The sequence below is a fragment of the Kocuria carniphila genome (assembly GCF_004136555.1).
Lineage (GTDB): Bacteria > Actinomycetota > Actinomycetes > Actinomycetales > Micrococcaceae > Kocuria > Kocuria carniphila.
The window spans coordinates 159,531-183,548 of the sequence record NZ_NOIT01000001.1; the positions used below are offsets into that span (position 1 = coordinate 159,531).

21 protein-coding genes and 1 tRNA gene are annotated in these 24,018 nt (G+C 63.3%); 4 read left to right on the forward strand and 18 right to left on the reverse strand.

The window, feature by feature from the left end; genetic code table 11:
- Nucleotides 1-53: 53 nt before the first annotated feature.
- The 7 genes from EWV37_RS00645 to EWV37_RS00675 form a co-directional block, all read right to left on the reverse strand.
- The gene (locus EWV37_RS00645) at nucleotides 54-860 is read right to left on the reverse strand and encodes an ABC transporter ATP-binding protein (protein WP_238662971.1); all 807 of its coding nucleotides are present in this window, start codon (nucleotides 858-860) and stop codon (nucleotides 54-56) included.
- A gap of 82 nt (nucleotides 861-942) precedes the next feature.
- The gene (locus EWV37_RS00650; RefSeq protein WP_238662972.1) at nucleotides 943-1,800 is read right to left on the reverse strand and encodes an ABC transporter permease; all 858 of its coding nucleotides are present in this window, start codon (nucleotides 1,798-1,800) and stop codon (nucleotides 943-945) included.
- Nucleotides 1,784-3,625 carry a glycosyltransferase family 4 protein gene (locus tag EWV37_RS00655; protein WP_129699414.1) on the reverse strand — a complete coding sequence of 614 codons (1,842 nt, stop codon included), beginning with the start codon at nucleotides 3,623-3,625 and terminating at the stop codon, nucleotides 1,784-1,786. The genes EWV37_RS00650 and EWV37_RS00655 overlap by 17 nt, the downstream gene beginning before the upstream one ends.
- Nucleotides 3,625-4,935: a glycosyltransferase family 4 protein gene (locus EWV37_RS00660; protein ID WP_238662973.1), complete on the reverse strand. Its 1,311-nt coding sequence runs from the start codon at nucleotides 4,933-4,935 to the stop codon at nucleotides 3,625-3,627. Before EWV37_RS00660 ends, EWV37_RS00655 begins: the two co-directional genes overlap by 1 nt.
- Before the next feature lie 87 nt (nucleotides 4,936-5,022).
- Complete coding sequence (locus tag EWV37_RS00665) at nucleotides 5,023-6,078, reverse strand: LCP family protein (RefSeq protein WP_238662974.1); 1,056 nt, start codon at nucleotides 6,076-6,078, stop codon at nucleotides 5,023-5,025.
- 47 nt (nucleotides 6,079-6,125) lie between these two features.
- A complete protein-coding gene (locus EWV37_RS00670) occupies nucleotides 6,126-7,190 on the reverse strand; it encodes a lipoate-protein ligase LplAB (RefSeq protein ID WP_129699415.1) in 1,065 nt (354 codons plus the stop codon).
- On the reverse strand, nucleotides 7,187-9,070 hold the full coding sequence (locus tag EWV37_RS00675) for a cellulase family glycosylhydrolase (RefSeq protein ID WP_129699416.1): 1,884 nt from the start codon (nucleotides 9,068-9,070) through the stop codon (nucleotides 7,187-7,189). The genes EWV37_RS00670 and EWV37_RS00675 overlap by 4 nt, the downstream gene beginning before the upstream one ends.
- A 150-nt stretch (nucleotides 9,071-9,220) precedes the next feature.
- Here EWV37_RS00675 and EWV37_RS00680 point away from each other — a divergent pair, with 150 nt between their 5' ends.
- Both EWV37_RS00680 and EWV37_RS00685 read left to right on the forward strand, forming a co-directional pair.
- Nucleotides 9,221-9,481, forward strand: coding sequence for a type B 50S ribosomal protein L31 (locus tag EWV37_RS00680; RefSeq protein ID WP_016998141.1), 261 nt, complete (start codon nucleotides 9,221-9,223; stop codon nucleotides 9,479-9,481).
- 242 nt (nucleotides 9,482-9,723) lie between these two features.
- The gene (locus EWV37_RS00685) at nucleotides 9,724-11,673 is read left to right on the forward strand and encodes a S8 family serine peptidase (RefSeq protein WP_129699417.1); all 1,950 of its coding nucleotides are present in this window, start codon (nucleotides 9,724-9,726) and stop codon (nucleotides 11,671-11,673) included.
- A 279-nt stretch (nucleotides 11,674-11,952) separates the two neighbouring features.
- On the opposite strand, the gene EWV37_RS00690 is transcribed toward EWV37_RS00685, so the two are convergent.
- The 7 genes from EWV37_RS00690 to EWV37_RS00720 all read right to left on the reverse strand — a co-directional run bounded on the left by EWV37_RS00690 (nucleotide 11,953) and on the right by EWV37_RS00720 (nucleotide 19,402).
- A complete protein-coding gene (locus EWV37_RS00690) occupies nucleotides 11,953-13,047 on the reverse strand; it encodes an alpha/beta fold hydrolase (RefSeq protein ID WP_129699418.1) in 1,095 nt (364 codons plus the stop codon).
- Between the two features lie 65 nt (nucleotides 13,048-13,112).
- Nucleotides 13,113-13,526 carry a PIN domain-containing protein gene (locus tag EWV37_RS00695; RefSeq protein WP_129699419.1) on the reverse strand — a complete coding sequence of 138 codons (414 nt, stop codon included), beginning with the start codon at nucleotides 13,524-13,526 and terminating at the stop codon, nucleotides 13,113-13,115.
- Nucleotides 13,527-13,634: 108 nt separating this feature from the next.
- Nucleotides 13,635-14,459, reverse strand: coding sequence for a TrmH family RNA methyltransferase (locus EWV37_RS00700; protein ID WP_129699420.1), 825 nt, complete (start codon nucleotides 14,457-14,459; stop codon nucleotides 13,635-13,637).
- Nucleotides 14,460-14,469: 10 nt separating this feature from the next.
- Nucleotides 14,470-15,330, reverse strand: a complete 861-nt coding sequence (locus tag EWV37_RS00705; RefSeq protein WP_095798094.1) for a sulfite exporter TauE/SafE family protein — start codon at nucleotides 15,328-15,330, stop codon at nucleotides 14,470-14,472.
- 45 nt (nucleotides 15,331-15,375) lie between these two features.
- On the reverse strand, nucleotides 15,376-16,158 hold the full coding sequence (locus EWV37_RS00710; RefSeq protein WP_129699421.1) for an ABC transporter ATP-binding protein: 783 nt from the start codon (nucleotides 16,156-16,158) through the stop codon (nucleotides 15,376-15,378).
- A gap of 68 nt (nucleotides 16,159-16,226) precedes the next feature.
- Nucleotides 16,227-17,156, reverse strand: coding sequence for a phosphoserine phosphatase SerB (gene serB / locus EWV37_RS00715; RefSeq protein ID WP_129699422.1), 930 nt, complete (start codon nucleotides 17,154-17,156; stop codon nucleotides 16,227-16,229).
- Between the two features lie 38 nt (nucleotides 17,157-17,194).
- Nucleotides 17,195-19,402, reverse strand: a complete 2,208-nt coding sequence (locus EWV37_RS00720) for an MMPL family transporter (protein WP_129699423.1) — start codon at nucleotides 19,400-19,402, stop codon at nucleotides 17,195-17,197.
- 274 nt (nucleotides 19,403-19,676) lie between these two features.
- Here EWV37_RS00720 and EWV37_RS00725 point away from each other — a divergent pair, with 274 nt between their 5' ends.
- Nucleotides 19,677-20,186: a hypothetical protein gene (locus EWV37_RS00725; protein ID WP_095797893.1), complete on the forward strand. Its 510-nt coding sequence runs from the start codon at nucleotides 19,677-19,679 to the stop codon at nucleotides 20,184-20,186.
- A gap of 109 nt (nucleotides 20,187-20,295) precedes the next feature.
- Here EWV37_RS00725 and EWV37_RS00730 read toward each other — a convergent pair whose 3' ends face one another.
- The 4 genes from EWV37_RS00730 to EWV37_RS00745 all read right to left on the reverse strand — a co-directional run bounded on the left by EWV37_RS00730 (nucleotide 20,296) and on the right by EWV37_RS00745 (nucleotide 23,349).
- Nucleotides 20,296-21,384, reverse strand: a complete 1,089-nt coding sequence (locus tag EWV37_RS00730) for a hypothetical protein (protein WP_165189133.1) — start codon at nucleotides 21,382-21,384, stop codon at nucleotides 20,296-20,298.
- A 175-nt stretch (nucleotides 21,385-21,559) separates the two neighbouring features.
- Nucleotides 21,560-21,645, reverse strand: a tRNA-Leu gene (locus EWV37_RS00735).
- A 170-nt stretch (nucleotides 21,646-21,815) separates the two neighbouring features.
- Nucleotides 21,816-22,571, reverse strand: coding sequence for an SDR family oxidoreductase (locus tag EWV37_RS00740; protein ID WP_129699425.1), 756 nt, complete (start codon nucleotides 22,569-22,571; stop codon nucleotides 21,816-21,818).
- Between the two features lie 46 nt (nucleotides 22,572-22,617).
- Complete coding sequence (locus EWV37_RS00745) at nucleotides 22,618-23,349, reverse strand: beta-ketoacyl-ACP reductase (protein WP_129699426.1); 732 nt, start codon at nucleotides 23,347-23,349, stop codon at nucleotides 22,618-22,620.
- 231 nt (nucleotides 23,350-23,580) lie between these two features.
- On the opposite strand from EWV37_RS00745, the gene EWV37_RS00750 reads away from it, so the two are divergent.
- Nucleotides 23,581-24,000, forward strand: coding sequence for a DUF3099 domain-containing protein (locus EWV37_RS00750; RefSeq protein ID WP_129699508.1), 420 nt, complete (start codon nucleotides 23,581-23,583; stop codon nucleotides 23,998-24,000).
- Nucleotides 24,001-24,018: the final 18 nt, after the last annotated feature.

A 24,018-nucleotide genomic window follows, 5' to 3' on the forward strand; every position in this document is an offset into this window, starting at 1 on the left:
GTTCCGGAGGTGCCAGATTTCGGTCCTGAGGTTTCGTTGCGATCGTCTGGGGGTCACCATTGCACCTCGCGGAGTTCGGTTCTGACGAAGTCGGATTGAAGCTGCTCTTTGCGGGCCCGCGCAGCGAAATTGTTCCCTGCCGCGAGGTCCTTCATGTAGGCCTCGTACTCGGCCGTCACGGTCTTCGGATCGCCGTCCATCAAGAGGTCACCCTGATCGAGCCACACCACCCTGGTGCACATGTCCCGAATTTCGGACATGGAGTGAGACACGAACATGACGCAGCCGGCCTGCTCCCGAATTTCGGCCATGCGCTTCTGTCCCCGTTCGCGGAACTGAGCATCACCGGTCGACAACGCCTCATCGAGAATCAAGATGTGGGGATCAGTTGCCGTCGCCACGGCAAAACGAAGACGGGCAGCCATACCGGACGAGTAAGCCTTCATTGGCCAGTGGATCGCGTTCCCCAGGGCTGCCACTTCAACAAGGTCGGGCAAAATCTCATCCACCCGGTCCGGGTGCATTCCCTGTGCCAAACATCCCAGGCGTATGTTCTTTTCACCGGACAGCGCCGGCACCAGAGACACGTTGACCCCAAGCTTCACCGGCGTGTCCACGGAATACACACGCCCAATTGTGGGATTCATTTGTCCGGCCACGATGTTCATCAGGGTCGACTTGCCCGAACCGTTACGACCAATGAAGCCCACGAACTCACCCTGGTGAATTGCGAGAGTGATATCCGTGAGGGCCTGATTCTTGACAACGGGCGGACGCCCCAGCGCTTTGCGGGCCCATCGAACAGGAGCTGCGACCGGCACTTCTTCGCCCCCGCCGGTGGAGGTCACGTTGTAGACCATGGTCACGTTGTCGATGACCACGGCCGGATTGCGTGGCGCTCGTCCATGCCGACCCGCGGCTGCCTCGGACTGCGCATGACGGTTAACGCTCATCGGCATAGCTCTCTTCGTTGAGCCAGAACACGAGAATGCCAGCGATCGCCAGAACCAAGCTTGCGCTTATGAGGACAGCCCATGAGGCCCAGCCAGGCACGGTTCCATCCATGATGAGTTCTCGAGAGATCGATAGCACCTGGTACAGCGGGTTGAAGTGGAAAATGGCCAGGATCCGCGGGTCTTCGATGAAGCGTGAGGGGTCATAGAAAATCCCAGACGAGTACATCCACAAGCGCATGAAGAACGACAGCAGATTGGCGACGTCGGGCACCTTGTTCACGGCAGGCGCCAGCAACATGCCCAATCCCCAGTTGAACAGGGTTTGCAGAAGGAACACGGGAATGACTAAGAGCCAGGTCCAAGTCGGAGTTTCGTGGGGCGGAATGACCATCACCATCACGATCATCGCGAGTAACGCGTAGACCTGGGTCATCGCGTCTTTCATCACGATGGACAACGTGAGCGCCGCACGCGGGAACATGAATCCGCGGACCAGCGCTTTCCCCGAATACATCGATCTTGAGACTGCCACCACGGAGCGGCTGCTGTATTGGAACATGATCAGGCCGATCAACAGGAAGGCCAGAAAATTGTCGATTCCTCGACCAGTTCTCAGGAGCAGACCAAAGACCACAAAGAAGGTTAGTCCCAGCAAAATGGGATTGAGAACGATCCAGACCTTGCCCAAGAACGTGTGATCCTGGCTGACGGCCAAGCGGACCTTGGCGTCGTACATGATGAAGTGCCGCGAGCCCCACAGATCACGCAGGTACTCGCCCAACGGCGGCCGGGCGCCAACTGCTTGGAGCCGCCCGGGGTTAAACGGCTCAACTTTGGCGCTCACGCGTCTCCTCGGGGGTCAGGATGCGGTCGTTCTGGGGCGCGGGGGTTCGCCCAGTCATTTCACCGTACCGCGTCACGGTCTCTTTCGCGGTCACCGCCCACGTGCGATTTTTCAGCGCCCACTCCCGGCCTGCCCTGGCAAGCCTTTCGCGGGTCTGCGGGTCACGTGCCAACTCGAGCAACGCCGCAGCCAACGATTCCGGATCATCCGGCGGGGTCAGCAATCCAGTCACACCGTGGTCGATCACTTCACGCAACGCGGGCAGGTCGCTAGCTACCACCGCTGTCCGGGAGGCCAGTGCCTCCACCGGTTTCAGCGGCGTCACCGCGCGGGTCACCGTGCGATCCTTACGCGGCACCACGAACACGTCGAGTGACCTGAAGTACTCAACCGCTTCGGATCGATCAACTCGTCCACAAAATTTCACATGGTCTTGAATTCCCAGGTCGGAGACCAGTTGTTGCAGTCCCGGGCGGGCCACACCGTCCCCCACGATTACCGCGAGAATGGACGGCACGCTCTTGCGGGCAATGTCCACCGCACGCACTAGATCGTCCAGGCCTTCGTAGTCGACCACCGAGGTCACGGTCCCCACCAGGAACCTCTCGAGCGGCAGCCCGGTACGACGCCGCGCGCTCACCTTCTCCCCCGGCTCGTCCGTGAACTGCCCGCCCACGCCATTGGGAGCCAAGTGCACGGACAATGACGAGTCTCCGGCGATCTCTCGGACCCGATCGGCCATGTGCGTTCCGAGCGTGACAACATGGTGAGCAGATTGAAGCGCCTGCGCCTCGCGCGCTTGGAACCGGTCATAGCGAGTGGACTGCAGCGCCTCCGGTGACCTGGTGGACGCCCACGTATCCGCAAGCAGCCCGCGCACTTCATAGGTCCACGGAATACACAGGGCCTCCGCCACAGCCCGCACAGCCAGCGCGTTCACGTAGTGCGTGGTGGTGTGGAGAACGGAGGGACGCACCTCGAGAGCCAACCGGAGTAAAGCATCAGCGTGCTGTTGCACGCGCCCGGTCGTAGTGGGCGCCAGGTTGAGCGGCAGGATCCGGTGGTACGGGATCCCGTCCACCACATCTGTGCCGCGAGCCAGGACTTTACCGACTTGCACCGGGTAACCGGGGCGCGTCACCGCGTGAACGTCCCAGCCCTCGTCCTTGATGGCGCTCAGCAGCGAGTGCGTGCGCTGGGCGTAGCCGCTGGCTGTGTGCGGTAGGGAATTGGTCACCGCGTATAGCACCGTGTTCGGCCGCGGTGCGTACGTTCCGACCGCGGGAAGTTCGGGTTCAAATGAGCCCAGCAGGTCACGTTCTGCGGACAATCGCTTCACAAGCGACCGTTCACCGCGGGTAGCAGTCCCGGCCGAGCGGGCGGTCTCGAGAACGCCCACGGCCCCATCCACATCGCCATGGTGCCAGTTCACTCGTGCTCGGGTCGCGGAAGCACCCCGGGTTGACGCGGGTAACTCGGAGAGCAATGACTCCGTCAGGGGCAACTCCCCCATGGTCAGGGACACTTCCGCGCAGCGACGACGAACGGCAACACCCGCGGACCCCGCAGCCGAGCGCAAGGTGGCGGCAGCGGCGTCGTCGTTGCCCAAGATGTGAAGACCCGTGCCGCGTGCGGCAGGAAACCTGCTGGCCGGCAAGCGGGACAGGCCCTGGGCAACCGGCCGAACCACCCGGGATGGCAGTCGACGCGATACTTGCAGGCAGAACACCACGGGGTCATCGGTTATGTGGTGAGCCACCGTGGACGCCGTGATCCACGCGTTGGTCGCGAGCTCGCGCACGCGTTGCCCGGAGGGTCCCCGCATCAGGCGGTTCTCCGGAACTGCCGCGATTGCCGGGCCACCTTCACGGCGGCACGGCCCATGCGCGCGATGCGCTGCGTCACCGACTGTTGGGGCTGGGCTTGGTGTTCGCGGATGGTCTGTCGCAACAGGTCACCGTAGCGGCAGGACAGATCCGAGTAGTTGGCGTGGGACTTGGCCCATTCGCGCCCAGTTCCCGCAGGCTGCAATCGGGATCGATCCGCGGCCAGCTCCCGCCAGAGTTGGGCGATTTCCTGAGGCTTGCATTCCACGATGTCGCCTTCGCCGGCCTCCGTCAGCACGTTGGCGGCTTCACCGCGCACGATGCCCGTGATGTGCCGACCCACTGCCAGAACCTCGTACGTCTTGGACGGGATGGTGTCCTCGAAAGACTTCCAATCATCGCGCAGGGAAATCACCAGAGAATCGGCCTCCTGGTACCGGGCAAAGACCGCCTCACGGTATTCAGGAGGCAGGAAACGAACTGTGGCGCCGAGTTCCATGGCCAGTCGGCGAAGCGCCGGCTTCTGACTACCGTGGCCCACGAGCGTGAGTCGCATGTCGTCACCGACCAGGGCGGCTGCGCGAATGAGCACGTCCAAGGCCTGAGATTCCCCGTGGTTACCCAGATAGAGCACCTCGAGCCGCTCACGCTGCACCGGAGGTGCCTCGAGGCGGGGTGTGCGATCCATTTGAATGCCGTTGCGTACCGTGACCACATCGGCGACGCCGCGTTCTCGCAACGTGCGTTCGAACCCTTCGGTCACGGTGACCACCAGGTCCGCACGATTCTGCACGTACTCCACGGCGCTGTTGATCACTGATTTGGAACCGCCGCGCACCAGTGAGGCGTCCTCGGCCAGATTGGGCCACGCGTCCCGCATTTCGACGACGAGCGGCAGGCCCTTGAACCGGGCCACCAGTAACGCCGACCCCAGCAAAGGCAACGACGGCGCCGTGACCAACACGGCGTCCTGGCGGCCCGTGGCTACACCCCGCAGCACCGACCCGGCAGCCCCAACCAGCTGATTGGCCAGTTTGAAGACCCTGTTGTCCCCCAAGAGCAAATGCGGCACCCGGTAAATCTTCTCGCCCAGGAAGCCCGGTTGCGCCCGCCAGGCACGTCCCTTGGTGTCCGAGGAGTAGTCCGGGCCCGGCCCGTAATGAGCCACCGGAGCCACCACGGACACCGCCCAGCCCTGATCGCGCATGTTGCGGATCAGTGACATCCAGCGGCGCTGGGGTGGGGAATGCTCCGGCCAGTAGGAACTGGTCAGCAGTAGCAGACGTACGTCGGTTTCAGGGGGCTGCATGGGCCTCTCGCGGGGTCAAGAGGAAGGGGGACGGGGGTCAGCGGTTCCGCTGGGTGGCGGAACTACGGGGGTTCGGGGGCATGAACGTTACTGATCACCTGCCGGCAGGTTGGACACGTACTCGCCCAGGGTGCCTTCGGAGATGGCGTCACCGATCTCCTGCATGGCCTGGGTATCGGCAACCACGATCGACTGGCCGTCAGCCGAGGTCCCGGTGCCCTGGGTGGGCACCGTGAACATGTGGATGTCGCTATTACTCAGCCCCACCAGCTTAGGGGCCTGACGGATGATCCAGTTAGCTGTTAAGCCATCACTCACGGTCAGGTAGGGAGAAATCTGCTTGACCACTTCATTGATCTTGACCGGGTTGGTCAGGGTCTCGGAGCTGACCAGCTTATTGATCATGGCCTGCAGGTACGCACGCTGGTTACGCACGCGCTGGTAATCGCCGTCCTGGAAGGCATAGCGCTCGCGGACGAACGCCAGTGCGGTCTCACCGTCCATTTCCTGCGGTCCCTGCTGGAAGGTCTGACCCTGATTGTTGGTGAAGCCCACGGGCACGTTGACCGTCACCCCACCCAGGGCATCCGTGAGCCCTTCGAAGCCGGCAAAGTCCACCTGAGCGACCTCGTCAATGCGAGTGCCAAAGTGCTCCTCGAACGTCTGCACCATGAGCGGCATACCACCGTGATCCAGTGCGGCATTGATCTTGGCCTCGCCCACACCGGGGATGTCCACCCAGGTGTCACGCATGATGGACATGATGTACATTTCGCCGCCGTCATCAGGGATGTGCAGCAGCATGATGGAGTCCGCGCGAGAACCGGTGACGTTAGGGTCCTCACCCTCCGGGCGCTTGTCCGAGCCCAGGAGCATGACCGTGGTGCCGGCGTCCTGCGCGGAGTCCTTCTCGGGGCGATCCGATTCAGCGGGGAATGCGGACTCAATGGGGCTGGAGCCGCGGTCGAAATTGCGGCCCAGGTTCCACACGAACAAGCCCGCCACGACAGCGACCGTCAGTACCAGTGCCAGGAACACGAGAAGAACATTGCGGCCCGTGTGTTTCTTGCGCGGACGGCGCTCTTCTTCTTCGTAGTCGAAGTCATTCAGGGACATGTAGGCGCTCCGAGGTGTGGGGGTCATTCGGTTGTGCTGCTCCGCCCCGATCAGGGCGGTTACTTTCGCACATCTTACGGTACGCGGTTGATCCACTCCGGCGTAGCGAATTTGGTGCGCACCAGTTCGCGTGCTGTTGCCAGTTCGTCGGCGGTAATTTCACCGGCCGCCGCGTCATATCGGTCGGTGAATGATGTGCTGAGGGTGGCAATCACGTCCGAGCGGCTCATGCCGGTTTGTCGGCGCAGCGGGTCCACGCGTTTCTTGGCCGAGCGGTTGCCTTTGTCGGAGAGCTTCTCTTTGCCGATCCGCAAAACATCAGTCATTTTGTCCGCATCGATGTCGTAACTCATGGTCACGTGGTGGACCATGCCGCCGTTGGAGAACCGTTTCTGCGCGGCGCCCCCGATCTTGCCGTGCTGGGTGGCAATGTCATTGAGGGGCACGTAATGCGCGTCGAGACCCATGGACTGGAAGGACTGCATGATCCACGCGTCCAGGAACGGGTAGGAATCGGCGAAACTCAATCCGTCCACCAGCGACTGCGGAACGTACAGCGAGTACGTGATGCAGTTACCGGCCTCCATGAACATGGCGCCGCCGCCGGATACGCGGCGCACCACCTCGATCCCGTGGCGCTCTGCGCCTTCCGGGTCCACCTCGTTGCGCACCGATTGGAACGAACCGATCACCACGGCGGGGTCCTCCCAGTCCCACAGTCGCAGGGTGGGGTTGCGCCGACCGGCGCCCACCTCGCGAGCGAGCACCTCATCCAGGGCAAGGTTCTCGAGCGTGGGCCGCACCTGCGGGGCAATCACCTCCCATGTGTGATCGCCCCAGCCGGTGGCCTTGGCCAGCGCGCGCCGCACCGCGATCGCGACCGCGCGGGCGTCGAAACCGAACAGCACGGCGTCGGCGGGAAGGGCCGTCTCAATGGCCGCAACCATCTCATCCGGGGCGGCAGATTCGGCCAGCCCGTTCAACGCGGCGTTGATGTCATCGAGTGCCTCGTCCGGCTCCAGGAAGAAGTCGCCGTTGATCGAGACGTTCGCCAGGTGACCGTCAACAACCGATAGGTCGGCGACCACCAATTTGCCGCCCATCACCTTGTATTCGCCGTGTCTGCGGGTGCTGGTCATTGGCTCTCCTTGGGGCTCGGGGACGGCTGCGTCTTCTTCAGGGTAAGCACAGTGGTGGAGCCGGCCGGTAATGCCACGTCGACAGTTTTGCTGCCGGCCTTGACCCCACCCACGCGCGGTCGCTCCCCCACGGGCGTGATCGGCAGGCCGTAGCCATCCACGCTGGCGGCGTTACTGGGCGCCGGTTTCAGGGCCCGTTCTACGCTCAGGGCCACGTCCGGATCGGCCGGGTAGTCGGGCGCCGACGACGCCGCTGCGCCACTTGCGCTCGGACCTCCCGTTGCACTTGAGCTGGGGTTGGGGCTGTTGCTTGCGTTCGAGTGGTCCTCGAAGAGGCCCGCCACCGGATACTCGGAGGTCCACGAGGGGCCTCGCAGCTGCGACTGTGTTGCGTAGTCCACCGCGAACGGAAGATTGACGGTCGTAGTGCGGTCCTTGCCGCTGGCCGGGTTGCGGTAGTCGGTGAGCACCACGGACACGGTGTCGTTGCCGTGCTCCACGGCAAAGCTCGTGAGGTTATCCGTGGAGGTCGAGGTCTGAACCATGTTGCCCGGCGGGATGCTCGCGATCAGCGCCAACGCCAGTCCGTTAGCGCGCACGGAGAACGCCTCCCCCGGGTTGGCCAGGGTGCCGTTCGAACACAACACGGACATGGGTGCGCCGCCTTCGCAGGAGGCCAGTGATGAGTGGGCGGCCACGCGTTCGACCCCGTGTTCCTGGACGCGCATCGAGTACTCAGCCTGGTGCACGGCGGCCACGAGAGTTTCGGTGATTTCGTTGGAACCCGAACACGCCGAGAGCGAGGTCTCGGTGATCCACAGCGGCATGGTGTGGTCAGCTGCGTCCTCGGCGGCTTGACCCACGAGCCGGTCGATGTTGTCCCGAGTGGCGGGGTCCACGGCGTTCGCCACGGTGGGTTCCTGATGTTCCCACTGACTGCCACATTCGGAGAGCGGGTATTGATGCATGGCCATGGCCATGGGATCCGTACCGGGAGCATCCGCGGCGGCATTCCACCAGTCGGCCGAGTAGGCACCGGGTGCCACGATGCGCAGGTTCGGCACCCGTTCGTGGATGGCCTTGGCGTACGCGGTCAGTTGTTTGGCGTACGTTTCCTGGTCCCAGTCCTCGCCCTTGATGGTGAGGTCGTTGGTCTTGCCCTGGTAGAAACCATTGGGCTCATTGCCCACCATGATGCCCACCAGACGATCCCCGAATGCGTCCTTCGCGTGACGCGCCAGCTCCCCCGCACGATCGGGGTGGTACCGGGCCAGGTTGGCGCTGATGATCACCGAGGAGTTGGTGCGTTGGGCGAGCTTCGCCACGCGTTTCAGGTCCTCGGGCGTGACCTTGGTGATCTCCTCCCCCTCATTGAGGGGCCAGTCCTTGGGGATGGGCTCATCCGAGGCCGTGAAGAAGAACCGGCGATCCGTGGAGTTACCGCCAAAGCGCAGCGTCGGTTCGTGGAGCGAGTCCAGAACGGTCACCAGGTCTGCGTTGTCCCGGTTCATGCGCGGGTCCGCCAGGTCCGTGGATTCCAACGAGAGCCCGACCGAACCGTGCCGGTAGTCCTCCCCCGGTTCACCTCCCCGCAGCGTGACCGTGGCCTCTGACCCGTCCGCACTCGCCGAACTGCCCGGATAGGTGTCCGGCAGAATTCTCGCTTGCGCCACCTTCGCGGGATCCACGGAGTGCAGCGGGGCATTATGTTCGACGCCCGCGATGGGCCCCGTAGGTTCGGGTTCCGGGGTCGGTGCCGGTTCGGACTGGTCCGAACAGGCCGTGAGCACCAGGAGCGCGGTGCCCAGGAAGGCGACCGAGCGGCGTCGTCGGCTAGAAGGAAACACGGAGGCGGGGGCAAGTTCGGGGGCGGCGACCACGCGTCCATCCTAGCCATGGGAAGTCGACCCGGCGCGGACCCCGGGTGTACACTGATCGATTGGTGCTTTGTGCGTTCGCGCCCAAAAACACCGACTATCCGAGCAACGCCGTGCCTGGCAAAATCCAGGCACCTACAGAAGGTTGACACCATGAAGGCTGAAATTCACCCGGATTACCACCCGGTGCTGTTCCGTGACCTCGCTTCCGGCAAGGTCATCCTGACTCGTTCCACCGCCACCTCCTCCAAGACGGAGACCTGGGAAGACGGCAACGAGTACCCCATCATCGAAGTTGAAATCTCTTCCGAGTCCCACCCGTTCTACACGGGTAAGCAGCGCATCATGGACTCCGCTGGTCGCGTGGAGCGCTTCAACCAGCGTTTCAAGAACTTCGGCAAATCCTCCAGCTAATTTTGGAACTGCCAGCAACGCCCGGTTCGGATCATTCCGAACCGGGCGTCGTGCTGTCCGGGGCGGGTTCAGGAGTTTTTTCGCAGGTCATAGCCATATTGCGTCAATAACCCCACGTACCACTCATACCTGGGTATTATGCAAAAGGCTCCTTATGAGGGGCCTATCCCCTCCACTACCCGGGCACGTCAATCACCGAGTTCCCCCGCTCGAGCCCGGGCGCCCGAAAGGTCCCCCGCCCTATGACGGTACGTTCTTCGCGCTTACGCAAGGCCGTTCTCCCCCTAGCAGTCACCGCCGTTCTGGCGCTCTCTGCCCAGCCCGCACTCGCAGCCCCCACCGATGGCCCGGAATCACCGGCCACCACCTCCGCCGCTGAGCCGCCCAAGGAAACCGATCGCGTGATCGTGAAGTTCCGCGAGCCGGCCGCTGACAAGACCACCAAGGACGAAGTGGTCGAAACTGCCGCCGATGAGGCCCTCTCCTCCGAACCCGGCGCCACCCCCGAGGTCACCGAGCACGTCAAGAAGACCGTGGCCGATGCTGACGTGGTTCGACTGGATCGCGAACTCGACGAAGCCGAACAAACCAAGGTCGTCAACGAGCTCCGTGCCGATCCCGCCGTGGAATACGCCGAGCCGGACCGCCTCGCTGCCGCCAGCTGGATGCCCAACGACCCGTATTTCCGGCCCGTTCAGTGGGCCAATACCAAGACTCGGGGAATCGATTTCCCCGGCGCGTGGGATCTGGCCCGCGGTAACGGTCAGACGATCGGTATCCTGGATACCGGCATCACTTCGCACCCGGATCTCAACCCCAAGGTGGTCGCGGGACGTGATTTCATCACGCCCACCAATCTCTCCGTGGACGGTAACGGCCGCGACGCCAACCCCCGTGACGAGGGCGACTGGTCCCCCGCCGGTCACTGCGGCACGGGCAGCCCCGCCCGCAACTCGTCCTGGCACGGGTCCCACGTGGCCGGCCTGGCCGCCGCGGCGACCAACAACGGAACCGGCATTGCCGGCGCAGCCCCCGGCGCCAAGATCCAGCCCGTCCGCGTGCTGGGCAAGTGCACCTTCGGTTGGGTTTCGGACATCGCCGACGCCGTGTCCTGGGCTTCCGGAGCGAGCGTGGCCGGTCAGCCCCGCAACCCCAACCCCTCCACCGTGATCAACATGTCCCTCAACTACCCGGGACAGTGCGGTAACACCCTGCAGGCCGCGATCAACACGGCCGTGGGCCGCAACGTTCCCGTGGTGGTGGCCGCGGGTAACAGCGGCGTGAACGCTGCGGGCACCGCTCCGGCGAACTGCGGCAACACCATCGTGGTGGGTGCGGCGGGCCCCAATGGCGTGCCGGCTTCCTACTCGAACATTGGTGCCGTGGTGGACGTTCTGGCTCCCGGTGGAACGTGGAGCGATCCGATGTTGTCCACGGTGAACAGCGGTGCTCGCACCCCCGCTGGTGGCACGTACAACAACCAGTATGGCACCTCGATGGCCGCACCATTGGTGGCAGGCACCGTGGCGCTCATGAAGCAGGCCAACCCCGGATTGACCCCGGCGCGCATCGAGCAGGTGCTCAAGTCCACCTCCACTGGTCGGCTCGGGTCGCTGCAGATCAACCCCGCTGCAGCGGTTCGCTCCGTGGCACTGACCGGCCAAGTGGCCACCAACTACACCGCTAGCGGTGCAATTGGCTCCAAGTGGCGCGCCACCGGCGGTGCCGCCAAGTGGGGTAACCCAGTGACTCGGGAAGGTGCCGCTGCCAACGGTGGCCGCTACCAGGAGTTCGTGAAGTCCGGTCGCAAGACCACCATTTACTGGCACTCCCGCACCGGTGCACGCATCGTGGAGAACCCCACCGCGATCGGCCGCGCGTTCCTGGCTCACGGCCGTGAACGCGGCTATGGGTTCCCCTCCACTGATGAGCGCCGCGCAACCGGCGGCGCCTACCAGGTGTTCGTAAATGGGCCGAAGATCAACAAGGTGCTCTGGACGTCACGCACCGGCGCCCACGCCGTGCAGGAGAACGGGGGCATCGGCCGGGCCTGGATGCGCGCCGGCTACGAACGCGGCTGGGGCTGGCCCACCTCCGGCGAGTACCGCTCCGGCAACGAAGTACGCCAGCACTACTCCAACGGCGTCACCGCCCACTGGACCTCCGCCCGCGGGGTGTGGATCACGCGGTAACGCATCATTTGGTCCGATCGCCGCTGTTGTGGCGGAGTAATCACCACCCACGACACAGGGGCCGTTCCCATGAGGGAGCGGCCCCTGTGTCGTGTTTAGACGACATCTCGGGCTGAGGTTCGCAACGGTGCAAATTTCGGGTTGGGGTTCGTAGAATTCGGGCTGGTTTCGCTGCGAACCTCTGCCAGGAATGTCGGGGAGCCTCTAGAACTACGAAACTCTGCCACGGATGTCACTGTGTGCGCGTGAAAAGTACCTTCCGCGGGCACGGCTGTCCGTCTACCGAGGCCGGTTCGTCCTCAGCTCATGCATGAGGTCCACGAACAACTGCGGATCTGCGTCGTGGAACCCGTGACCGGTGTCAACGCGCTCCAGGCGGGAGTTCGGCAGAGCTGCGCAGACCCGAGCGGCGTCATCGTCCGTCATGGCTCCCTCGAGGATCCCTTCCCCGGAAATGTTCCAGTTCGCGTGAATGAGGATCGAAGGTGCATGAATTGCTTCGAGCGTTTTCTGCTGGTCGAAGTCGGCCTGCCATTCGAAGGTGTAGAAAGCGTCCGCGAATCGCGGGTCGAACTCGTGCATGTACCGGACGGACTTGTTGAGCGAGGGTGGAAGGAACCAGAAGTTCAACGGCCGGTTCGGATGTTTCCGGCGGTAGTTCCGCGCGAACTTCACCACATTGTCCTTCCCACGGCCGAAGTAGTGGATCCAAGCGTTGTGCTTGATGTACCAACTCACGAAGTCCCCTTCGGCATCATGTGCGAGGAACTCGTGGGCCGGACGAGCGAGGTCCACGAAGTTGAACTGCTGGGGCATGCGGTTCGCGTCGGTGGAGAAGAAAGGCGGATCCTCGAACAAGACCGCCGACACCCGTTCCGGAGCGTCCGCAGCAACCCACGCAGCTATCAGCCCGCCGGATGAGTGTCCGGAGAGAATTGCGGGTTCGTCGATGACCTCGGCCATGAATGCTACGACATCCGCCCCGATCGCGTGGATGTCGTAACGCCCGGGCGTCCGATCGGAAGATCCGTGACCGACCACATTTATCGCGTAGACATGGAAGTCCCGTGCAAGTTTGGGCAGCACTGGAGAGTAGCTTTCCCACGCGCTGCTCTGTGCGTGAATGAGCAGAACCGCAGGTCCGTTCCGAGGTCCCTCCGCGTAATTGATGACCGTGCCACTCGGTAGCGAGTGAGTCTGTTCGGTGAACCCCGCAGCCGTCACCGCTTGGCGATCACGTTTCGCGAAGGTGATGTTGTTCCACGCGTAGAGACCGAGCGCGGTGCCGGCGATTCCGGCTACCGAGGTGAGTGTCGCCCCAGCGATCTTCAAGGCGGGCCGCAAAGTGCAGGGACGTACATTGGCGGAAGTCATGAACCCTGTGTAGCACGAACCCTAATCCGCGGCTCCAGAGATTCAGGCTTAAACCTTCCGCGGTACTAGAACGATGGCGCAACGTACTCGTGGTGGAGATCGCTGACCTTGGCGATGTGGTCGAAATCCTGGTCCGCCGCGAGTACGGTCGCGCTGTTTAATATCGCGTACCCCGCGATCAGGATGTCGAGGGACCCCGCGATACGTACGAGCCCCGAGTTCCAGAGAGCGTTTTGGATATCCAGGACGAGCGACTCATCGGGAGCATGTTCGAGCGGAAACCCTAAGGAAATCTGCTGTCGATAAAGCGTGTATTGTTCCGGCGATCGAGCACTGTGGCAAAACTCCAGAACCTGGGGCGCGCATGTCACGAAGAGATCCGACGGCGTCTGTTCAATATGGCGGAGTCGAGCCGTGATTCGCTGATCACCGGACGCCAATCTCGCCCATACCGAATTATCAACCAGGTAATCGGTCACGAGCTGGGCAGTTCTGAGCCCGGCGCCTCGTCGGTGGGAGCGCCAAGCCCGGACTCGCGGTCCGTGCTCTTTGGGTATCAATTGTGCATGGCAGGACGGAGCGGCTTGTTACCGTGGACGGGTCTCCCAGAACGCCACGGCGCTGGCTGCCGCGACATTAAGGGAGTCCACCCCGTGGCTCATGGGGATGATCACGTGGCGGTCGGCGTGGTACAGGGTGGCTTCACCGAGCCCCTGGCCCTCGGTGCCGAGAATCAGCGCGAGCTTCTCGGGTCGCTCCGCTGCCAGTTCGTCCACGGTTACGGCATCCTCCGACAGCGCCAGAGCCGCCGTCAGGAACCCTGCGTCCTTCACGGCCTGCAGGTCTGAGGTCCAGTGTTCGAGTCGCAGCCACGGAACCTGGAACACGGTGCCCATCGACACCCGAACGGCCCGGCGATACAAAGGGTCGGCGCAGCGTGGGGTGACCAGAACGGCGTCGACGTCCAAAGCCGCAGCGGAACGGAAGATCGCGCCCACGTTGGTGTGGTCCACGATGTCTTCCAGGATCGCCACGCGGCGGGCGGAGGCCAGCACGTCGGTCAAGGAAAGCGGCGCCGGGCGGTGCATGGCCGCGATGGCCCCGCGGTGCAAGTGGAAGCCGGTGATGTGCTCGAGCACCTCGTCCGAACCGACGAACACGGGAACGTCGTAGGCGTCCAAGATGTCGCGCATGTCATCGAGCCACTTCTCGGCCATGAAGAACGAGCGGGGCTGGTGGCCGGCGTCGAGCGCGCGGCGTAGCACCTTGGAGGATTCGGCGAGATAGAGCCCGCGTTCGGGTTCGATCTTTCGGCGCAGGGCCACGTCCGTGAGGCTCGTGTAGTCGGCTACGCGCGGATCTTTGGGGTCCGTCAGGCGGACGATGCGGTCTTCGTAAGATGAATACGTCACGACTGATCTCCTAGAACAGCTGGGAGACCATGTTGATGAGCGCCACGACGCCCAGGATCACGATCACCGTGCGCAGGACGATGGGCGACATCCGCTTGCCGATCTTGGCCCCCAGCCACGAGCCGAGCGTTGAGCTCAGCGCGATGAACAGCACGACCCACCAATTGATGCGATCGAACGCCAGGAAGATGTAGGACAGCGCCGCCACGATGTTCACCGCTGCCACCAGCACGTTCTTCACCGCGTTGGCCGCTTGCATGGACGCCAGCAGGAACACGCCCAGGATGCCCATGAGCAGCACGCCCTGCGCCGCCACGAAGTACCCGCCGTAGATACCGGCGAAGAACACCAAAATGTACAGCGGGAGCGGCTGCTTGGAACGATCCGGGTCAACTTCCCCACCCGAGGTTTCCATGTCCGTGTCGGCGGTTGCCGCGGCCTCTTGCTGGGCCTTACGACGCCGCACCATGGCTTGCAGGCGCGGCTGGAAGATCACGAACAGCAGCGCCACCACAATGAGGATGGGCGCGGCCACACCGAAGACTTCCTCCGGAAGGGTCAGCAGCAACGCGGCACCGATCACGCCGCCCAAAAGGGAGCACGGAATCAGCTTCTTGAGGGTGTGCTTCACTCCCCCGAGTTCACTGCGGTAGCTCCACGCCCCGGTCAGGTTGCCGGCGATCAGGCCCATTGCGTTGGACATGGAGGCCGTCACAGGAGGCACACCCATGGTCACCAGCACTGGGAAGGTCACCAGGGTGCCGGATCCCACGATCGTGTTGATCAGACCGGCCCAGACACCGGCCACCAGGATCAGGGCGACCTGCCACCACTCGAACGGAATGGTTCCGGATTCGCCGAACAGCTGCATGGGGGCAGCCGCGGACAAGGGAAGGTTCAACAACGTGAGTCTCGATTACCGGGCGAACGCGGCGTAACGGTTGCCGACCTTCACGAGCTTCAGCGGAAGGTTGAACGTCTCGGAGAGGTTCTTCTGGGTCATGACCTGACCGACCGGACCGGCCGCCACGATCTTGCCCTCGCGCAACAGCATGGCGTGGGTGAAGGCGTCCGGGACCTCTTCGAGGTGGTGGGTGACCATCACGATGGCCGGCGAGGACGGATCCTTCGCGAGCTCGTCCAGGCGTGCGACCAGCTTCTCGCGGCCGCCCACGTCCAGACCGGCGGCCGGCTCATCGAGGAGCAACAGTTCGGGGTCGGTCATGAGCGCGCGGGCGATCAACACTCGCTTGCGCTCACCTTCGGAGAGCGTGCCGAAGCGCCGCTCGGCGAGCTCGGCGAGCCCCCAGCTCTCGAGCAGCTCGACGGCGCGGGCGTCGTCGAACTCGTCGTACTCTTCGCGCCAGCGACCCGTGACGCCATAGGCGGCGGTCACGATCACGTTGCGGACGGTCTCCGCGTTCGGGATCTGAGTGGCCAGAGTCGCGGAGCTGACGCCGATGCGCGGGCGCAGTTCGAACACGTCCACCGCGCCCAGGATCTCTTCAAGAATGTCGACCATGCCGGTCGTGGGGTGCAGCCGCGCAGCAGCGATCGACAGCAACGTGGATTTGCCGGCTCCGTTGGGGCCGAGAATGACCCAACGCTCCCCGTCCTGGACGGTCCAGTCCACCGAATCCAACAGGGTTTTCTCGCCACGGACGACACTGACGTCCACCAATTCCAGCACAGCACTCATGCTCGCAACTCTAACGTGAGCGGGCGGTCACCGGCATGCGGGCACACCGTGGAGACGGGCACTTGCGGTCACAGATCCACGAAGAAGCGCAGGGCATCCAGATTGGGGATGCTCAGCTGCGTATCGGCGACGTCGCGCAGGGCCGGTTTCGCACGATAAGCCACCGACAGTCCCGCGGCGCGACACATGTCGATATCATTGGCGCCGTCGCCGACCGCAATGACATCTTCCGGGGCGACCTCGAGTTCCTCTGCCCACTGGCTCAGCAGACGAGCCTTGGCTTCGCGGTCGACGACGCCGCCGGTCACGCGACCGGTCAGCTTACCGTCCTCGATGTCCAGGGTATTGGCCGCGGCTCGCGTCAGGTCCAATTTCTCGGCGAGGGGGTCCAGGATCTGGTTGAACCCACCGGATACCGCAGCCACCGCGTGGCCGGAGCCGAGCAGGGTCTTGACCAGGACCGTGGCACCGGGAGACAACCGCACGGACGACGAAACCTCATCGATAACCGATGCCGGCAGACCCTTGAGAACGGCCACACGCTCACGCAGTGACTGCTCGAAGTCGATCTCACCGCGCATCGCACGCTCGGTAACCGCTGCAACCTCAGACTCGAGACCCACGTGCGCGGCCAGCATCTCAATGACTTCCTGGCGGATCAGCGTGGAATCCACGTCCGTGACCAGTAGCTTGCGGCGCGAGTTGTCGAACCAGCGCGCATCGATCACGTTGAGATCCACACCGGGCAGCAGCTGTTCCCGCCGGTTTGGTTGAAGCGCATTACGCAGGTGGTCGACGGATGGAGCGACGGCATGGACGGTAAGGGCGTTGTAACCTTCCACGTCCGTGGCTTGACCATCCGAGGCCGACTCTGTGACTCGCACCCAGTTGTGCGACTCGACGTCTCCACCGGAGCGCTCGATCAGATCCAACACGGATTCGGTGGCCCCCTCCTCGGGAGACACGGCAAACGCAACGACAGCGAGCTTCTGGGGCATGAGGTGCAGTCTAGTCATCGTGGCGGACGGGCATAAAATTACCCGACCGTAGAAGTTTCGACTTTACGGTGCTTACCGGGCGAGCCTGCACCGGACGGCCACCAAGACTTGGGACCGATGTCCAAGGCCAGAGCGGGCACCAGCAGCGAACGCACGATCACGGTGTCCATCAGAACGCCGATGGCCACAATGATGGCCAATTGCACCAGGAACAGAATGGGGAGCACGGCCAGCGCGGCGAACGTTGCCGCGAGCACCACGCCCGCGGCCGTGATCACGCCGCCGGTCGTCACCAGGCCCACCAGCACGCCCTTGCGGTGACCGATCTGCACCACTTCTTCGCGGACTCGACTCATCAAGAAGATGTTGTAGTCGATGCCCAGTGCCACCAGGAACACGAAGCTGAACAGCGGCACCGTGGGGTCAGCCTGGTTGATGTCGAACAGCTCGAACACGGCCCAGGCGACACCCAATGCGGACAGGAACGACAGCACGGTGGTGGCCACCAACAGGACGGGCATCAAGATGCTGCGCAACAACACGATCAGGATCAGCAGGATCACTACCAGGATGATGGGGATGATCAGGGCCCGGTCGCGTTCGGCTGCGGAAATAGTGTCCAGCTGGACGGCAGTGGTGCCACCGACCAAGACGTTCGGATCGACCTCGGCCAACTCGCCGCGCAGACGCTCGACGGCGCCCTGGGCCTCGGCGGAGTCGGTGTTGTAGGTCAGTGTGGCCTGGATGAGCACCTGGCCGTTGTCCTCGGTGGGTTCAGCGTCGGCCAGCGGACCGGCCTGCGGGGCGGGGAACGGAATGGTCCCGCTCGGTGAGTCCTTGGCGTTGAAGGCGACCGAAGCGACGTCGTCGTCAGCGTCGAGCTTCTCCGCGACCGCCTCGCCGTGCTCCTCTGAGGCGAGCACGTACGCGGGGTCACCGGCGCCGCCCGGGAAGTGGCGATCGATGATGGCCAGGCCGTCGCGGGCCTCGGACTCACCCAGGACGAATTCGGATTCGGGTACGCCACCGGCGTCCAGCTGGGACGCGCCGACCGCGGCAATGCCCAGACCGATCGCGCACACGATCCAGACGGTGCGGGACTTGCGGTCCACCAGGCGTGCGACGGCGGGCCACAGGCCCTTCTTGTGCTCGAGGTCATCGGCCTGCTCGTGGGCCTCGGGGACGGTCTCCACCTTGGGAATGCGCGGCCACATGGCCACGCGGCCGAAGATCGCCAACAGGGCCGGCAGCAGGGTCAGGCCGGCGAGGATGGCGAAGACGACGCCGATTGCGGTCACCGGGCCGAGCGCGCGGTTGGATTCAAGTGCCGACAGCAAGAGGCACAACAGGCCGGCGATCACGGTGGTACCGGAAGCCATGACCGCGGGGAACGTGCCCTTCCAGGCGACGCGTGTGGCATGCCAACGGGATTCGGTCTGGTGCAGGGCTTCGCGGAACCGTGCGGTGTACAGCAGGCCGTAGTCGGTGGCCGCGCCGATCACAATGATGGAGAGGATGCCCTGCGTCTGGCCGCTCAGGGTAATGAATTCTTCCTTGGCCAGCCAGTACACGGTGAGGATCGCACCGCACAACGCGGCCATGGAGGTGATCAGGACGAGGAACGGAAGGATCGGTGAGCGGTACACCAGAACCAGGATCACCAGCACCGCGACCAGGGCGACGATCAGAAGCAGACCGTCGATGCCGGCGAACGCGCCGCTGAGGTCCGCAACCAGACCAGCGGGACCCGAGACGGCAATGTTGAGGCCGTCTTCGCTGTCAGTGCCGAGCTCGGAACGGATTTCTTCCACCACGGTGGCCGTGTCCGATTCCGCGTCCACCAGGGCAATGATTTCTACGGCTTGGCCGTCCTCCGACGGGATGGGAGGCGAAACCTGGGTGACCTGCTCAATGTCGGTCAATCCCTGGGTCGTTTCCCCCAGATCCCGAATCTGGGCCCGGGAAATCTCGTCCTCTGATTCCGCCACGATGATGGCGGGGATGCCCTCGGAGTCACTGAAATCCCCAATGCGGTCCTGGACCTCGGTGGCCTGTGCGTCCACCGGCAGGAAGTCCGCCTGGGAGTTGGTGACCACGTCCGAGATCTTGCCGAAAGTGGGTCCACCCACACCCATGACACCCAGCCACGCCAGGACCAACACGATGGGAATGACCCATCGAACGGCACCGGGCTTTGAACCGCTGCGTTTCTTGGCGTGTGAGGACCGGGTATCAGTGGAGGGCATTATTCACCTGTCATCTGATGCCACGGGGCACCCCAGCTCAGGGGAGATCGGGCGCCCGGCGCCGTGAACGTACGCGCCACGTATGCGGCGTCCGCCTTGCAGTCTAATTGCTCACCAGGCTGATCACCCGTGTTGCACAGCCGAAATCAACCTTTCGGTTGATCGGTTCAGCCGAGCTTGTATGTGTACCCGACGGGTCTAGCTGCTCGAGGGCGTGGACAGGGATACGAACCGCTCGTTACTGTTCGATCATCACGAGCAAAGGTGGGTCTTGATGAGGGACGGTACCAAGCCGAACCGCGAACCGGTCTGGCGCTGGATACTGATCTTCGGGACCTACTTTTTCGTATCGGTTTTCCTGGATGACTGGATCGCCGACCAGTTCAAAGCATCCATGCAGGCTCTCGTGGCAATCGGTGGATACTGGTTGTCCAACCTGGCTGTGGGGCTGCTGACCGGCACGGCCTGCTACGTCATCTACTCGGTCCACAGCCGGAAACTCGCTGATCAGTTGGTGAACGGGGATCCTGAGCCTCTGCCGGACCATCTCGATTATGTGACCCAGGCTCAGCCCGGTCTCTGGTTCAGCTGGTTCACCGGCCTGCTCTTCTGGGCGGTCGGGCTGGTCATGTTGTTCCACTGGTACCCGGCGGCGTGGATCTTCGCGCCGATCGTCGGGACCACGATCATCGCCTCGGGGCTGAAAAGCATGAACAACGCCCGCATGATGGACGCTCAGCGGGGAGAGAACCCCGGCAGCGCTAAGGGCCTGCCGGGTTCCTAATCAAAGTCCCGCCGTAATTGGCCCCTCCCTATTAGAGAGCGGACCGGATGTCGCAGAACCGCCGTTGGCGGATTCCGCCTGTCTGCTCCTTCAGTGGGACCAGTCGAATTCAATCCTGGTTCTCCTCGCGCTCGGCCATTTTCCGGCGCGTATATTCGCGACGGGTGTAGGTGGCTTCGCGGATGTCGCTTTCTTTGTCGAAATTGGACCCCATGGCTCCGCCCATCATGCCCAGTGCGGAGGCGAGCCAGGCTATATCCAGATAGTCCAAGAGGTTCACCGGGTGGCCGATGTCGCCTGCCAAGTACTCCGCATTGACCACTGCCAAGGTCACGGCAAACAGGATGGCCCACAAAACCAGGTACATGGAGGCAACGCCGATTCCCACGGTGAGGACTGTTGCCGCGTTGTCCAAGCCGCTGCGTATTCGGCCACCCGCCGACTCTGAAGAGACCCATAGCCCGCTGTGAACGATGAGCCAGGTGGCGAAGGCGGCCACCACGAACACGCTGATCGCTGCCATTCGAGGGGTGGAGAGCGCATCCGACATGTTCCAGATGGACGCGTAGAAAATGCCGAAGCCACCGGTGGCCACGGCGGTCGCGACCGAACTGGACAGGGCCGGCAGCAATCGCATGGGCCGATTACTTCGAACCATGCCCGCCAGAAGACGAGGACGGCTGAAAGCGCCTCGGAGGATGATTTCGTAGTTCTCCTCATCCCCTTCTCGCTGAACCTTCTGCCAGTTCCGACGGCTGAATCCGCGGGGATAGCCCGTGGTGTATTTGCCCGGCGACTCCTCCGCCATGGCAATGACCAGTTCAGTGAGCACCCTGCGCGCCCTGGATTTCACGTGCACCGCTCCCAGGGCAGGGAGGGAAAGCAACGTGGCATTGCCGGTGACATCGACCTCACACACTAGTGAGTTGTTGTCCAAGGAACGCGGAAGGTCGGTCAGATAGACCATGTAGTCCCAACCGTGGGCATCTCTGAGACCTGGCGCCCGATCGAGCAAGTGGATTTCGTTCTGCTCGGTCAACGGCAGGGTATCCCGGCTGACTTCCACCGACCACTCAACGGAATCCGCCTGCGTCAGCTGGTTCAGATCCCGATTCACCAGTGAGACAACTGACCGAGCAACTGCTTCAGGGAGGCCTGGGTCGGCCATGAGACCAACCGTCAATGTTTTCTGAGGCACTCGTTAAGTATGGGACACGCAGAAGCGTGAGGGCGACCACCGCAAGTCAAAGGACGCTGAGATGCTCAGCGACCTGGCTATTCAGACTCGGCTGTAACTTAATACGCGGGACACCGGCGCTCCCAGAGCAAGAAAAATCCCCGTTCGACCCAGTCGAACGGGGATTTTCATCCTGTGCGCGAGGGGGGACTTGAACCCCCACCCTCTAATACGAGGACTAGCACCTCAAGCTAGCGCGTCTGCCTATTCCGCCACCCGCGCAGGTGTCACGACTACGAATTGAGGACTCGGGAGACCTCACGTGGCCGTTGGCAACGAGAAGTAACTTACCACAGATGAGAGCCAGACTCGAAAACACACGAGGACCCCGGAAAGCAGTGTGCCGCCTGCCCGTTTTCACGGACAGGCGGCACTGCTGCAGCGCAGGTAATTTACTTGCCGGCTTGGGCCAGGAAGTCCTCGGCGCCACCCACGAGTTCCACGTGGCCGGTCTCGACGTCTGCAGAGACCATCTTGGCGATCTCCTGAGCAAACTCGTTGACCGAGTAGAGCTTGCCGGCGGATTCACGGCGCTCCTCGAGCGCACCCGGGCGGGCACGGTTGAGCAGCGTGGCGGTCACGGTGCCTTCGATCATGTCCGCGGAGACGACCACGAAGCTCACACCCTGCTCGGCCATTTCGGGCACTCGAGCGGTCAGTGTGTCCTCGCCGGCGCGCTTGGACTTGGCCACGGCCTCGTACTCGGGCATGGTTTCCACGTCGTTGATGAAGTGCGCCTGGTGGCTGGTCACGAACACCACGCGGCCGCCCTCGGGCAGAACTTTGAGTCCCTCGGTCAGGGCATCGTTTTGAGCGTCCCGGTTCAGGCGCAGCGCGTAATCCTCGCCCATGTCGGATTCCATGCCGCCGGAGGCGTTGAGGATCAGGATGTCCACGCCGCCGAACTCGTCCACACCGGCCTGCAACAGGCCACGCAGCGACTCCACATCGGTCATATCGGCCTGGACCGCAATGGCTTTGCCGCCGGCCTCGGTGATTTCCTTGACCACCTTGTTGGCGCGGGGGGCCTTCTGGCGATAGTTGACGACGACGTTCGCGCCCTCCCCTGCCAGAATCTTGGCGGTGTCTGCGCCCACCCCTCGCGAGGAACCCGTAATAACTACGGTTTTGCCTGCCACTGAGCTCATGCGGTTCTCCTTTGTCACGCTGCGCTGTTGAAGACTGTCTTGGGAGTCAGTGTCCCATGACCAAGCCGCCGTCCACAGGGATGACAGCGCCGGAAATGTAGGCGGCGTCGTCGGAGGCAATCCAACGAACGGCCTTGGCGATCTCCTCGGGCTTACCGAAGCGGCTGGCCGGGATCATGGACCGATACTCGGCCTTGACCTCATCACTCAGGGCGTCGGTCATGGCGGTGTCGATGTAACCGGGGGCCACCACGTTGGCGGTCACCCCGCGGGCACCGAGCTCACGAGTGATGGCGCGAGCCATGCCCACCATTCCGGCCTTGGAGGATGCGTAGTTGACCTGGCCCGGCGCACCGGTGAAACCGACCACGGAAGAGATCAGGACAATGCGGCCCTTCTTCAGGCGCATGAAGCCCTTGGTGGCGCGCTGCACCACGCGGAACGCGCCGGTGAGGTTCGTGTCGATGACATCCTGGAAGTCTGCTTCCTTCATGCGCAGCAGCAGTGTGTCCTTGGTGACACCTGCATTGGCCACCAGCACCTCCACGGGGCCGTACTTCTCTTCGATCTGCTTGAACGCGATGTCCACCGAGGCGGAATCGGTGACGTCCGCTTGGACGGTCAGAGCGCCGTCGGGCCCGTCGTCCCCGGAGCGCGAGGTGACCACCACGTTGTCGCCTGCGGCCACGAACGCTTCGGCAATGGCACGGCCGATGCCGCGGTTGCCTCCCGTGACCAGTACGGTGCGGGCGCCTTCGGTGTTGGGCTGATCAGCCATGGTGAACCTTTCATCGACAGGACGGCGCGGCAGAGGCAACGCCGGGTAACAATCTAGTAACGAACTGACAAGCCATCCTAGCCGGACACCGACAGAACTGGACGTCGTCACTTGGGGAGTTAGCACAACGGTGAGACAATTGACGGAAGCGCTCAGCGCGTTCCCCGGAACCCGTGGCACCATGTTGCGTCTGAGATTTTCCGGCCAATGACTTCCAAGGATCTGTTCACCATGTCACGCACGCACCCGCCTTCGCGAGACACCACCGGAGTTCACTCGATTACTTCGGCGGCGGGTCCCCACACGCAGGACATGTCTCACCGCATGAAGGTGTACGCGCTTCAGCAAGGGCTGCGCATCGTGTGCATCATTGGCGTGGTCGTGATTGACATCCTGTGGGTGCGCATCCTGTTGTGTATTGGTGCGGCGGTGCTTCCCTGGATTGCTGTGATGATGGCCAACCGCGGTGCGGACCGATCCGAACGCACCAGCACGTACTACCGACCGCCACAGCGCACCGAGCTGCCCACAAGCGCTGAAACTCAAGCCAAACCCGAGAACCCGGAAACCGTGGTCGTTGACGGCGAATACCGCACTCATGAACCGCCCAAGGCCATCACGTATAAACGAATGGGCACATCACGCAATTAAGCCCCGGCCACCGTCCGA